A 12,720-nucleotide genomic window follows, 5' to 3' on the forward strand; every position below is an offset into this window, starting at 1 on the left:
GACGCCGGCAAGGCAGGTTCCGGCGGATCATATGCCAGCACCCGATCGGGATTGCCCGCCGCTCGGCGGTGCGGCGGCGGAGGCTGCCGGCGGCTTTTCCGCCGGCTCGTCGCAGCAGCCGAGCAGTTGATGATTGCGCGTGGTTTGTTGCTGTTCGAGATCGCGATATCGGAAGTCGCCCCGTGCGATCATCGCTGGCTTCGGCCGCGTCTTCCCCATACCGCTGGACCGATGGTTAACTCGACCTTCGTCGGGAGTGACGAAGGAGGGCTTGGCTTGCCCGCTGAACAACGTTAGATGTAAGCTATCGTGTAATCCGTGGTTAAGTTGTTGTCTCGATCTGTGCGCGAGTTGGGGGACCCGGGCAAATCCTGCGTGGTTCCCAGTGGGGATCCCGGCTGTTTCTCGCCGGGTGTGAAGTCTGGGTCATGACCATTGCGATTGCGAAAGCGCCTGACGAGGCCGCGGGTATAACGAGCGGCAATGATCCCGATCTTCCAGCGTCGCTGCTTTCCTTCATTCTGGTTGCGAAATTCCTCGGCGTGCCGGCCGACGCCGGCCAGATCGCGCATGACCACGGCGCGCCGGGCGAGCACTATCAGCTCGAAGATCTCGCCCGGATCGCCAAGAGGTCGAAGATCGTCGCCAAGGTGAAGCCCGCGGCACTCGACGCGCTGCACAAGGTCCCGTTGCCCGCGCTCGCCGAGTTGGCGGACGGTGAGGCCATCGTTCTGCTCAAGGTCGACCAGCAGGAGGCCGGATCGCGCTTCCTGATCCAGCGCGGCAATGGCGGACGTCCCGAAGTGTGGACGGCGGACGATTTCTCCGGCCGTTATGCCGGCCGGCTGCTGCTCATGACGACGCGCGAACTGATGGCGGGAGCGACGCGGCCCTTCGACATCAGCTGGTTCATTCCCGCGCTGGTGAAATACCGCGGGCCGCTGCGCGACGTGCTGATCGGATCCTTCTTCCTGCAATTGATGGGACTGATCTCGCCCATCTTCTTCCAGCTCGTCATCGACAAGGTGCTGGTCCACCAGTCGCTGACGACGCTCGACGTGCTGGCGGTCGGGCTCTCGGCGGTGCTGATCTTCGAGACCGGATTGTCGGCGCTGCGCAACTGGCTGTTCGCTCACACCACCAATCGGGTCGACAGCGAGCTTTCGGCGCAGCTGTTCCGGCACCTGCTCAACCTACCGCTGTCGTACTTCGAGGCCCGCCGCGTCGGCGACAGTGTTGCCCGCGTGCGCGAGCTCGACCGTATCAGGGAGTTCCTGACATCGAATGCCGTCACCGTGGTGATCGACCTGTTCTTCACCATCGTCTTCTTCGCGGTGATGTACGCCTATAGCCCGCTGCTGACCCTGATCGTCACGCTGTCGATTCCGCTCTATGTCGCGATCTCGGTGATCGTGACGCCGCCGCTGCGCGCCCGTCTCGACGAAAAATTCAAGCGGGGCGCTGAGAACCAGTCCTTCCTGGTCGAAAGCGTCACCGGCATCGGCACGCTGAAGGCGATGGCAGTCGAGCCGCAGATGCGGGCGAAATGGGAGAAGCAGTTCGCGGGCTACACCAGCACCGGCTTCCAGGTCGCAACGCTCGCGAACTGGGGCAGCCATCTGATCCAGCTGGTGTCCAAGCTGACCACGGTCGCGATCCTGTTCTTCGGCGCCAAGGCGGTGATCGCCGGCGACCTCTCGGTCGGATCGCTCGTCGCCTTCAACATGCTCTCCGGGCGCGTTGCGCAACCGATCCTGCGCCTCTCCCAGCTCTGGCAGGATTTTCAGCAGGTGCGCATCTCGGTCGACCGGCTCGGCGACGTCCTGAACGCGCCGGCCGAGCCCGATCACAATCCGAACCGGGCGAGCCTTCCTCCGATCAAGGGCGCGGTGAGTTTCGACCGGGTTCGTTTCCGCTATCGCCCCGATGCGCCGGAGGCTCTGCGCGGCGTCTCGCTCGCGATTCAGCCGGGCGAGATGATCGGCATCGTCGGTCCCTCCGGCTCGGGCAAGTCGACGCTGACCAAGCTCGTGCAGCGGCTCTACGTTCCCGAGCAGGGCAGGGTGCTGGTCGACGGCGTCGATCTCGCGCTGGTCGATCCGGCCTGGCTGCGCCGGCAGATCGGCGTCGTGCTGCAGGAGAACATCCTGTTCAACCGCTCGGTGCGCGAGAACATCGCGCTGGCCGACACCACGATGCCGATGGAACGGGTCATCGCCGCCGCGCAGCTCGCCGGCGCGCACGAGTTCATTCTCAGCCTTTCGCACGGCTACGACACGGTGATCGACGAGCGCGGCGGCAACCTCTCGGGCGGACAGCGCCAGCGCATGGCGATCGCGCGGGCGCTGATCGGCAATCCGCGCATCCTGATCCTCGACGAGGCGACCAGCGCGCTTGACGCCGAAAGCGAGGAGATCATCCAGCACAATCTCGCCGGCATCGCGCGCGGTCGCACCGTCATCATCATCGCGCATCGCCTCTCCGCCGTGCGGCAATGCGACCGGATCGTCACGGTCGAAGCCGGCGAGATCACCGAGACCGGCGATCACCAGACGCTGCTGCGCTCGGGTGGCCGCTATGCCCAGCTCTACACCAAGCAGATGGGGCGCAGCACGTGACCGCCTGGGTCGCCGAGCGGTTTCCGACACTGGCCAAGCACTGGGCCGTGCTGCGGGCGAGCTGGAGCATGCAGAACGAGGCCGACCGCAACCGGCGGCCGCGCTCCGATCACGAATTTCTCCCGGCCGCGCTCGAGATCATGGAGAAGCCGCCGAGCCCGGGCCTGCGCATGCTGCTGCTGATGACCTGCGGCTTCTTCACGGCCGCTCTGGTTTGGTCCGTCATCGGTACGGTCGATGTCGTCGCGGTGGCGAGCGGGAAAATCATTCCGTCGAGCAAGGTCAAGACCATCCAGCCGATGGAGATCGGCTCGGTGCGCGCCATCCATGTCGCCAACGGTCAGCATGTCGAGGAGGGGCAGCTGCTGGTCGAGCTCGATCCGACGCTCGCGACCGCCGACGAGGCGCAGGCGCGGCAGAACCTGCAGGCCTCAAAGCTGATCCAGGCCCGCAACGCGGCGCTGCTCGCCTATCTCGACGGACGGTCCACCGGCTTCGTCGCGCCCGACGACACGCCAGCCGCCAGCGCCGCGGTGGAGGAGCAATTCGTCCGCGCCAGCATCGCCGAATACGAGGCGCAGGTCGCAAGCCTGCAGCAGCAGATCGCGCAGCGCGCGGCCGAGCTGACCTCCGCCGAGGTCGAGATCAACAAGCTACGCCTCACCCTGCCGCTCGTCGACCAATCGCTCGAGGCGCGCCGGCAGCTCACCGAGCAGGGCAATTTCGCGCGGTTGCGGCTGCTGGAATACGAGCAGCAGCGCATCGAGCATGTCCAGAACGTCGACGTGCAGCTCGCCAACGTGACGCGGGCGCGCGCGGCGATGACGGCGCTCGAAGCCGAGATCCGCAAGCTGCGCGAGACCTTCGGCAAGACCGCCGTGACCGAGATGGTCCAGGCCCGCGACAAGGCGCAGCTCGCGGCCGAAGATCTGCGCAAGACCACGCGGCGGCGCGAGTTCCTGGCCTTGCGCGCACCCGTCGCCGGAACGGTGCAGCAGCTCGTGGTCGCGACGATCGGCGGGGTGGTGCAGCCGGCCCAGCCTCTGATGACGGTGGTCCCCGACGGCGCCGAGATCGAGGTCGAAGCCCAGGTCCTCAACAAGGACATCGGCTTCGTCCGCGAGGGCCAGCCGGTCCGGGTCAAGCTGGAGGCGTTTCCCTTCACTGACTACGGCCTGGTGCCGGGCATCGTCGAGAGCATCAGCCGCGATGCGATCGACCTGTCGCAATCGGGCGGCCAGCCGCAGCGCGACGACAAGGGAAGGCCGGTCCAGCCCGGCCTCGTCTACGCCGCGCGCATCCGCCTGTTGCAGACCAGCATCCGCATCCGCGATCGCCAGCAGGCGCTGGGCCCCGGCCTCTCCGTGCAGGCCGAGATCAAGACCGGCGAGCGACGGATCATCCAATATCTGTTGTCGCCGATCACGCAGTCGCTCGACGAGGCGGGCCGGGAACGGTGAGGCGGCGATAGCTCGAACTCGCGATCTTCAGGCGGAAGGCGTTGAGCGCGGACGTACGAGATGACCGAGACATACAAGCCATGGACTGATGCGAACGGCCGGTATTTCGACTGGCTCGAGGAGCTTTGGGCCCTGGAGCCGAACGAAAGCCCCGAAGCGAGCACACGCAAGAGTCCCTCATGATGCCGGTGTCGGAGCTGCGGCTGCCGACGCTCAGCTTTCTCGTCGATTGCCTCGAGGCAATCAGAGGCAATCTGGATCTCATGGGCAGGATTTCCGACCTGGCCCGGCGCTACCCCATGCCCGATCAATTGCCGGAGCAAGAATCGCGCGAGCTCGCTCATCTGGTTCGGATGTTCATCACCTGGTTCGAGCTCAAGAGAGAATCGGGGCAGGGCAGAACCACCTCGCCGCCGATGAACACGACAGCTTCAGGGTTCCTCTATGGAATTCTCTACGATCAGGAACGGGAAAGCCTGCGGTGCTCGGACGCCGAAGCAATCAGGCAGGAGATTCTTCCGGGTTTTTTCGTCGACCACTTGCGACTTGATCAGGAATCGTGAGCCGGCTGGTCGAAGCGGCGGTGGTGGAGATGATGAAGGGAAAGCGGGGAGCTGATAGCAGCTCGGCGGGCGCAGGGCCTCGCAGCTGAAATTCTGGGAGACGATATGGTTGATCAGGTCTGGATCAGCGAAGTGCTGAGCAATGGCGATCTCGGCAACAAGCTCGGTATTCGCCAGAAGTGGTACGGTGAACCGTGGGAGGCCCCCTACGTGCGTCATATCGTTCCCAAAAAGAGCGATTATGTACGTGCGGCGATCCTCCGGCACTTCGCCGGCTATACGTTGAAGCGCGAGGAGCTGCCGGAAGCCTCGGCTGTTTATAGCATGTCGGATTTCAAACGTGCGAAAGACGTATTTTTCGTCGGCGGGTTTCTTGCCGTGAAAGGTCCCGTTGCCGATGTGCTGGCGAAATTCGATCTCGGGGCGGGCGGGCTGGTTCCTTATATGATCTACGACGCGGACGAGAAGACACCGCTGCCGGGACCTTTCTACCTGGTCAACTTCGGATCCTTTAAGGACTGCTTCCTGCCCGAGTTGAGCGCCAACATCGAGAAGATAGGTACTCATCACCAGACAGGCCAGACTCACTGGTCGCTTTGCTACCTCGAGGACGGCGACATCGCGGTTTCGCCGGCGGCGCTGGTCGGAGCTGATATCTGGATGTGTCCTGGTGTCGAAGGCCGCATCTTCATGCGCGACGGCGTCGTTGAGGCGCTCAGGACGTCCCTCAGCGAGGCTGATCGGTCGGAATTTAGGTTGCACCGTTGCAAGGTTATTGGATGACGAGGACAGTCATGGCGAATGGCGATATCAAATTGTGTGACGGAACGCTGAGCGTCATAGCTGAAGCTGACTTTCGGCCGAGCTGGCACCCGGACGTCGACCATCCGTCGCGACACGCAGGGAGAAAGATATGACCGATCACGTATGGGTCAGCAATGCGATGCAAGCGTCCATGCTCATTCTATACGTCTACACGGATATCTTCCAGAACGATCGAGCGCGCGCTATCGAAGGAGAAAGGCGCAATGTGCGTGGCGAATCCGTTCCCGCGGACATGTGCCCCAAGCGCATATGGCTTGAACCAGACGAGGATCGGCCCATCCCCGATATGTTTTTTGCGGAGGGGCAACCCGTCGTCTCCGCTCGCGTGGCAGAAATCCTGAGCCGGTTCGATCTCGGCAATGGAGCGCTCCACTCCGTTGCTGAAGGGCTATTCCAAAGCGACAATGCGACGCCGATGGCGGGAGCCTATTTCTCCTGGATCTTCGGAAACGCGAAGAGAGCATTTCTGGAAACCCACTCTCCGACCGCGGAGCCGCTCAGCCCAGGCAGGCGGGACCGGTGCATATTTCCGTTCGCGATGTCCGACGGCGCGTTCGCTGTGTCTCGCGATGCGCTGGGTGGGCCTGACGTCTGGGTCGACCCTCTGCTGCTGAAATCGATCTTCGTGAGCGGAGCGCTCGGTGATGCATTGGAGGCCGCGGGCCTTCGCAAAGCGCTTCGCCTGTTCAAATGTCGGGTCATCCAAGGCTGAGAAGCGAACCTGCTAGCCAAAGGCCTAAGCGAGTTCTTCAGGAAAGCGAGACGTGCCGGGGAAGATGAAGGTGCGGCCGGTGGCAGGGGCGGGGAGCAACAAGCAGGATGCCTGAGTCCCATGCAAGAAAGGTCGATGGCCAGATTCGACAATGTCGAGAACATCTCGGCCGTTGGTGACGGGGCGACCAGAGATGGGAGGAATTTGTGGATGGTATGGGGATTGGTTGATCCTAACAGTTTCGGTGAGTTCTTCCCTTACGGCGACTTCGTTGGCTGGGAAGAGGGGGTCAAGCGACATTTCGACGAGGAAATGTCCGCCGAGCAAAGGGCCGCTTTCGACAACTGGGATGTCAATTACAGGGAGACGGTATCCCGTAAGTTCACTGAAGACGGTGGAGCTTTGTCTGAATCCCATCAGCGCCCGTCGGAATTTAGATTGGACGAATCGGGCAAATCGCTCGGAGCGCTCCTCCTGCTTACCAATCGTCTTCTTGCCGTCGACGCGAAGATGCACGAGTTGATTGAGAGCCTGGAGCCAGGTGTGCATCAGTTCTGGCCATTGCGGATTACCCAAAAGAAGGGTGAGGAATACCCCGTCCCGTATTTCGGCATGATCGTTCGCCACTTCATCGACAGCTTCGTGCCGGGCGAAAGCGTCGGCTATGAGGGATCGCAGGAATTAAACTTCTTTTCGATCATCCATTCCACAAAGAAGGCTTACGGCGATCTGGCCGTTTCGAAGAGCATGGTTGCCGGTAACCACCTTTGGCGCGAGCGCAGGCTGAAACGACCCAACATCCTGTTTTCCGATGAGTTACAGGCCGAAATGACCCGTCAAGGCTTACGTATTCCAAAGCATTGTCGGCTGAAGGTTGTTTGACCATGAGGCTCTAAGGCATGCAGTGGAAAGAATTGTCCCCTTGAGACAAGGACGTATTTCAAGGACGTCTTCGCGCAATATCCTCCCGAAGATTCGGTAACAGCGCACTCAACTCGCGCTGACCGCGGCAGCCATGCGTCCACCGTGGTCGCGATTTCAAGCAGGTGGTGAAGGACAAGCCGGTGCGGATCCATCCGATCATGAGCCAACTGGTCGATCCGGCGGTGCTGGGGAAGATGAAGGTGCGGCCGGTGGGGAGGCGGAAGCACAATAGTCCCGTAGCTCCCTTGCATGCGCGTGGTCGCCTTGGAAGATCGGTTCGTGCATTATTGAGGCCCATTCTCAGAGAGACGAGATAGAAATGACTGGCGCGACCGAAAAAGTCTGGGTGAGCGACTGCTTTCTGGACGCTTCGATCATATCGAAATTCAACCTGAATCCGGACGACGAAGGCAAGGACTACTGGAAAGACACGGAATTTCGGGAAGAACTGGATCGTTTGGACAAGCTCATGCGCAAGCACGAGGCCGGCGGTACATTGACGGAAGCGGAGCGTCCAACACGAGCTCACCCGAGGTACAGGGAGCTCCGCTTTAAGAAGCTGCCTCATTTCTTTCGCGTCAATGCATTCATCGTCGTGTCCTCCGATTTCGCGGAGGTCCTCCGCGGCTTCGATCTTGGAAGGGGTGGCTTGTCGAAGATCGAGCTCTACCAGGGCAACCGAACCGAACTGGTACCGGGTGATTGGTATTTTCTGAATCTCGGATGTCAGAAGCAGACCTTCCGTCCCGACCGCTCCACTGGTGGATTTAGCCATCCAGAGCTGTGGCCGAAGGATAAGTGGATGGTTAGTCATCCCAAAGACAGCGATATTGCGGTCAGCGCGTCGGCGCTTGAAGGTTGTGATCTCTGGACTGACACTGCGCTTGACGGGGCGCTGTTCTTGAGCGGTCGGCTGGAAGCGGCGCTGAAAGTGGCCAAGCTCACCCGCAATCTGCGGCGAGCGAAATGCACCATCGTGTAGGGGTGATCATCGGGCTCGGGGCTTGCAGTGACGTTGCACTTGACTCGTGCTGCTGCCGTGCCCGCTCAACTTCAAGCAGCTGAAGGAGAAGCCGATGCGGATCCATCCGATCGTGAGCCAGTTGGTCGATCCCGCGGTGCTGGAGAAGATGAAGGTGCGGCCGGTCGGGGAGGCGGGGAAGAAAGCGGATGAGTGAGGCCCGGCGAAAGTTTATGGTGTGATGGACCGCGCAGCGTCATAGCTGAAAATTGAACTTCGAGCCGGGCTGGGACCCGGACGTCCATCATCCGACGGAAGCTGCAAGGAGATTGAGATGACCGCTCAAGTATGGGTCAGCAGGGCTATGCAAGCCTCCATGCTCATCCGGCATGTCCACACGGATATTTTCCAGAATGATGAAGCGCGCGCGCTCGAAGGAGAAAGGCGCAACGAGCGTGGCGAATTCGTTCCTGCGGACATGTGCCCCAAGCGCGTGTGGCTCGAAGCGGATGAGGATCGGCCTATCCCGGATATGTTTTTTGCGGAGGGGCAACCTATCGTCTCCACCCGCGTGGCAGAAATCCTGAGCCGTTTCGATCTCGGCAATGGGGCGCTCTACCCCGTTGCGGAAGGGGTGTTCCAAAGTGACAACGCGACCCCGATCGCGGGAGCCTATTTCTCCTGGATATTCGGAAGCACGAAGAGCGCATTTCTTGAAGCCCACTCTCCGACCGCGGAGCCGCTCATGCCAGGCGGGGGGCGTAACCGCTGCGTATTTCCGTTCGCGATGTCCGACGGCGCGTTCGCAGTGTCTCGCGATGCGCTGAGTGGTCCCGACGTTTGGATCGATCCTCTGCTCCTGAAGTCGATGTTCGTGAGCGGAGCGCTCGGTGATGCATTGGAGGCCGCGGGCCTTCGCAAAGCGCTTTGCCTTTTCAAGTGTCAGGTCATCCAAGGCTGAGCCCGTAGGATGGGTTGAGCTCTTCGCGAAACCCATCGCACTTGTTTTCGTCGTGGATTGACCGCACACGGTCGCAATTTCGTTTCGTTGAATGCTTCTCCTTTCAACTTAATCGCGCGGAGCGGAAGCTATCCTTGCTGACCGACCGTCTTGAGTCCGATCAAGGTCGCCATTGAAGGGAGCGGTGATCAGCAAGAGATGGGTTTCGCGAGGAGCTCAACCCGTCCTATGGTGCTGGGTCGAACATCGCTTGCCTAGGGTTGGTTCATCGCCCGCCGGCGGCGTTGCTGCGAAAGCGCAAGCTGACAGAATTCGGAGAACGCGCCACCAGGAGCCTCTTCCTTGGACGGCACGGTGGCAGCAAGTGTCATCGCGGCGACCCATCTCCGAACCTCTAGCACCTGAGGGTTCGTCTCCGGAACCCCCCGCGTTCTCTCGGCGCTCGTCAATTGGAACAATGCAAAATGGATCGACACATCGCGAAACATTTTTTTGGGCGTATCGCGGTTTCGTCTTGAAGTTGTATCCGAGTTAACGTTCTATGAATGCCGAAGGAGGGGGCGGTGGGGCTGCGTCCAATCACCTGCGACGGAATTATACATCCGCTACCGTGGCGACCGTCGGTACAACCGGAGCGGGTATCGGGCAGATGATGGATTTCTTCTCGTCGGCAAGCGAGCGGTCTGGATGGGCCGCCCGCTGCAGCGGCAGGCCCACGTCCCCAGGGATCACGACAAGCCCCATCAAGCGGGCTGAACGCGGGGAACGAGAGCCATGGCAAAGAGCGCAAACGAGACGGCGACCGCCGGCAAGCCGGCGCTGAACGGGATCAAGGGCGGGGCCGCGGCCGAGCCCGCGACTGCGAAAGAGCGCGCGCTCGATCCGCAGGTGCTGGCGCAGATCGCCGCGTTCAAGATGCGGATCCAGGCCGGCGTCGGCGAGGTCGTGCTCGCCATGCTCAACCTGCCGCGCTACCGCAACCAGACCCTGGCCGACGTCATGCACCTCGTCGTCGAGCCGATGACGCGCGACCGTATCGCCATCGCCAAGGCCGGCGGCGAGGGCAAGGTCGAGGAGACCGCCGGCATCGCTATCTGGGCCAGCGTCTCCGACGAGGTCGACGCCAGGATCCGCGAACAGATCCAGGCGCGCGTATTCCCGGTTCGCCTCAAGGCCGAAGACTGGACCAGCGGCGAGACCACCTGGCTGCTCGACGTCATCGCCCCCTCGCAAAAAGTCGCCACCGCCGTGCTCGCCAACTTCAAGCAGGTGGTGAAGGACAAACCGGTGCGGATCCATCCGATCGTGAGCCAGCTGGTCGATCCCGCGGTGCTGGAGAAGATGAAGGTGCGGCCGGTGGGGGAGGCGGGGAAAACGGACGAAGATATGGGGAGCTGAAGCGATTAGGGGACGAAGCAGGTGGAGTACTCGGCCGGGCTGCGTAGGCCCAAATGCAGTGGCATTGCGAAACGCAGTGCCTGTTCTTTAGGGGACCTTCGTGATGTCCGATGACATCAACAGCGATCGATACGATCCGACTACGCCCGAGGAGCTCCTCGCATTGGCGAGGCACTTGGCCGCCGACCCGAGCCTGGATGCGATCTTCCAGCGCGTTGGGCTGCACAAGCCGTTCAACCGAACGACTGATGAATATCACCGTGTCATTGCTAGCCGCGAAGCATTTGCACCTGCTCTGCATGAGCGACTTTGCTCTGCGGACAACACGTTCCTTGCCGAAGCCCTGGCGAGGCGTCTGCATGCTGGCCTGATATCGTCGGATGTGGACGCGTTGGCCTTTCTCGCTGATCGCATTCGGCACGTTCAAGCTGAGAGCGCGAGCAGCCGTCTTCTGGAGTCTGAAATCAAAGACATCATGAAGAATCTGCTCGATTCGCCGTTTTTCGAAGAGTTCGAAGGATATCGACGGCGGAAGGCGGAAGTGATCAAGGCAGATGTCGATCCTTACGAAAATATCGACACGTTCGTGAGCGATCAGCTTTGGATCTACGGGCTTGGTGGGCGAGGTTGGTCACAAATCCAGCGAATCGTCATCAGCTTTTTGAATCGTCTTTGGTTCGACAAAGTGCTGGATCTGTCGCCACCTACTGTCGAGCGCATGCTTGAATCGCCAGGCGAGTACCTCTTGCTCGGCGACGACGAACTGCCTCGTAAGGGATAGGAATAGCTATGGCCACGGTCAGCGCAAACAAGTTTGCAGACACGGGTTTCCTAATCGACGTGTTCTTGGCCGGCGGGCAAAAGGCGCTGGATGCGCTCAGGGACAGCCTTGCTGGTAAAATCTATATCACAACCGAGACCATTGCAGAATTAGGAAGATTCACAAAATCAGATGTCAGCGCGCTGATAACTTGGGTCAAGAACTCGGCCAATGTCACCACGATTGCATATACCGATACGGCACTTGGAGCCGCCAGAGCGGCTAAGGATGCTGCAATAAGGGCCGGCGTAACTGACCTGTCGGCGTTCGAGGCTGCAATCACACAGGCTTCGAAGAATGCTGTCGAGCGAGCCTACCTAGAGCTGACGACCGGCAAAGCGGTAACGTTCTCAGGCGGAAAAGTGCTGTTAGGCTCCGCTGCGCCGGACGCCGTGGCGGCGATGCGGGGAATCACGGGCCCAAACGTCGTACTGTCGAGTGATGGCGTTTTTACCCAATGGCTGAAGAATTCAACGACTAAGGCGACTGGCTTCGCTCCGTTTGGCTTAGTCGAAGGCCCAGTGTCGTCGGGTCGATTCTTCAATAATGTGCTGCTTGGTTTGGACGACAGTGCTGCCACAAAGCAACTGGTTAAAGATGCCAACAGGATCTTGAGGTCGGGAAATTCGATTGGCATTGGATTGAACCAAACCGAGCTTGGGCTCCTGCTAACTGATGCGCAAGTCGAAGCAGCCAAGATCAGCGAAGCCATTAAGGCGGGCGCCACGACTAAAGCGTGGTGGAAGTTTGCAGCCAAGGCCGGCGTCGGATTTATTATCGCCAAGAGCGGCCTCATTGGAAATATTGTCGGAGCGATCGTTACTGCTGCGCAGGCAGAGGAACTAAGAGAAGCAAATAGAATCGACGACGCAAACAAACTCTGGGTCAAATTCATTTTTGAAACGGCGGGCGGTGTTGCGGGAGCGATCGGCGCGGGCGCGGCCATAGCAGCCGTTTTAAAGGGCAAGGGTGGACTCTACGGAGTTGTTGGAACCATCCTCGGAAGTGTTGCAGGCGCGGTGCTGGGATCACTCGGCGGAGCCGATCTGGGGGAGTATATCTATAACAACAATAAGGACGCTATAAATTCGTACATCAACAAAATCTATGACGCCGTCGATTCATTTAGTTCGAGTTTGGGATCTTTCGACGTCGATGCGAACGCGCTTTTGTTGGCCCAGTTACTGGGTCTTGGTGTTCCGTCTGAAAATGCTTCAGATCAGACAGATTTGCTTTTCGCGACCAAGTGGGCTCAGCGTAGCGGATTGGACGGAAATGACGTTCTCTTTGGATACAGCGCCGATTACGTGCCGGCGGGCGGTCATGTGTTCAAAGATGATCCTGATAGCGAGATCACGCCAGTCGAGTTGCGTATGGTGCTCGACGGAGGAGCGGGTAACGACGCAGTCTTTGTCGCGGGCGGTGAGCGCGCAATTACAGCGGGGGGCTTGGGCCGGGACTGGATCTACAACCGCTCG

Annotated in this window: 10 protein-coding genes; all 10 read left to right on the top strand. The window is 60.5% G+C overall.

Annotated features, from left to right (window positions below; genetic code table 11):
• Window positions 1–428: 428 nt before the first annotated feature.
• The 10 genes from SE92_RS32035 to SE92_RS32085 all read left to right on the top strand — a co-directional run bounded on the left by SE92_RS32035 (window position 429) and on the right by SE92_RS32085 (window position 11,203).
• Complete coding sequence (locus tag SE92_RS32035; RefSeq protein ID WP_084251923.1) at window positions 429–2,618, top strand: type I secretion system permease/ATPase; 2,190 nt, start codon at window positions 429–431, stop codon at window positions 2,616–2,618.
• Window positions 2,615–4,078: an HlyD family type I secretion periplasmic adaptor subunit gene (locus tag SE92_RS32040; protein ID WP_063202506.1), complete on the top strand. Its 1,464-nt coding sequence runs from the start codon at window positions 2,615–2,617 to the stop codon at window positions 4,076–4,078. Before SE92_RS32035 ends, SE92_RS32040 begins: the two co-directional genes overlap by 4 nt.
• A 179-nt stretch (window positions 4,079–4,257) precedes the next feature.
• Window positions 4,258–4,641 carry a hypothetical protein gene (locus SE92_RS32045; RefSeq protein ID WP_063202508.1) on the top strand — a complete coding sequence of 128 codons (384 nt, stop codon included), beginning with the start codon at window positions 4,258–4,260 and terminating at the stop codon, window positions 4,639–4,641.
• Window positions 4,642–4,746: 105 nt separating this feature from the next.
• Window positions 4,747–5,424: a hypothetical protein gene (locus tag SE92_RS32050; RefSeq protein ID WP_063202510.1), complete on the top strand. Its 678-nt coding sequence runs from the start codon at window positions 4,747–4,749 to the stop codon at window positions 5,422–5,424.
• Window positions 5,425–5,554: 130 nt separating this feature from the next.
• Complete coding sequence (locus SE92_RS32055) at window positions 5,555–6,178, top strand: hypothetical protein (protein WP_063202511.1); 624 nt, start codon at window positions 5,555–5,557, stop codon at window positions 6,176–6,178.
• A gap of 135 nt (window positions 6,179–6,313) precedes the next feature.
• Entirely contained in the window at window positions 6,314–7,060 is a 747-nt protein-coding gene (locus SE92_RS32060; RefSeq protein ID WP_157095775.1) for an imm11 family protein, read from the top strand.
• A 361-nt stretch (window positions 7,061–7,421) separates the two neighbouring features.
• Window positions 7,422–8,084 carry a hypothetical protein gene (locus SE92_RS32065; protein WP_063202515.1) on the top strand — a complete coding sequence of 221 codons (663 nt, stop codon included), beginning with the start codon at window positions 7,422–7,424 and terminating at the stop codon, window positions 8,082–8,084.
• A 313-nt stretch (window positions 8,085–8,397) separates the two neighbouring features.
• Complete coding sequence (locus SE92_RS32070) at window positions 8,398–9,024, top strand: hypothetical protein (RefSeq protein WP_063202517.1); 627 nt, start codon at window positions 8,398–8,400, stop codon at window positions 9,022–9,024.
• Between the two features lie 774 nt (window positions 9,025–9,798).
• Complete coding sequence (locus SE92_RS32080; RefSeq protein ID WP_063202520.1) at window positions 9,799–10,422, top strand: toxin-activating lysine-acyltransferase; 624 nt, start codon at window positions 9,799–9,801, stop codon at window positions 10,420–10,422.
• Between the two features lie 103 nt (window positions 10,423–10,525).
• A complete protein-coding gene (locus tag SE92_RS32085; protein ID WP_063202522.1) occupies window positions 10,526–11,203 on the top strand; it encodes a hypothetical protein in 678 nt (225 codons plus the stop codon).
• Window positions 11,204–12,720: the final 1,517 nt, after the last annotated feature.

Source organism: Bradyrhizobium sp. AT1 (genome assembly GCF_001590795.1).
GTDB lineage: Bacteria > Pseudomonadota > Alphaproteobacteria > Rhizobiales > Xanthobacteraceae > Bradyrhizobium.

What these genes read in the sequence shown, in the direction of transcription:
- SE92_RS32060 (WP_157095775.1), top strand. Translation starts at nt 6,314, where the DNA reads ATGGCCAGATTCGACAATGTCGAGAACATCTCGGCCGTTGGTGACGGG.
- SE92_RS32050 (WP_063202510.1), top strand. Translation starts at nt 4,747, where the DNA reads ATGGTTGATCAGGTCTGGATCAGCGAAGTGCTGAGCAATGGCGATCTC.
- SE92_RS32085 (WP_063202522.1), top strand. Translation starts at nt 10,526, where the DNA reads ATGTCCGATGACATCAACAGCGATCGATACGATCCGACTACGCCCGAG.
- SE92_RS32080 (WP_063202520.1), top strand. Translation starts at nt 9,799, where the DNA reads ATGGCAAAGAGCGCAAACGAGACGGCGACCGCCGGCAAGCCGGCGCTG.
- SE92_RS32035 (WP_084251923.1), top strand. Translation starts at nt 429, where the DNA reads ATGACCATTGCGATTGCGAAAGCGCCTGACGAGGCCGCGGGTATAACG.
- SE92_RS32045 (WP_063202508.1), top strand. Translation starts at nt 4,258, where the DNA reads ATGATGCCGGTGTCGGAGCTGCGGCTGCCGACGCTCAGCTTTCTCGTC.
- SE92_RS32055 (WP_063202511.1), top strand. Translation starts at nt 5,555, where the DNA reads ATGACCGATCACGTATGGGTCAGCAATGCGATGCAAGCGTCCATGCTC.
- SE92_RS32065 (WP_063202515.1), top strand. Translation starts at nt 7,422, where the DNA reads ATGACTGGCGCGACCGAAAAAGTCTGGGTGAGCGACTGCTTTCTGGAC.
- SE92_RS32070 (WP_063202517.1), top strand. Translation starts at nt 8,398, where the DNA reads ATGACCGCTCAAGTATGGGTCAGCAGGGCTATGCAAGCCTCCATGCTC.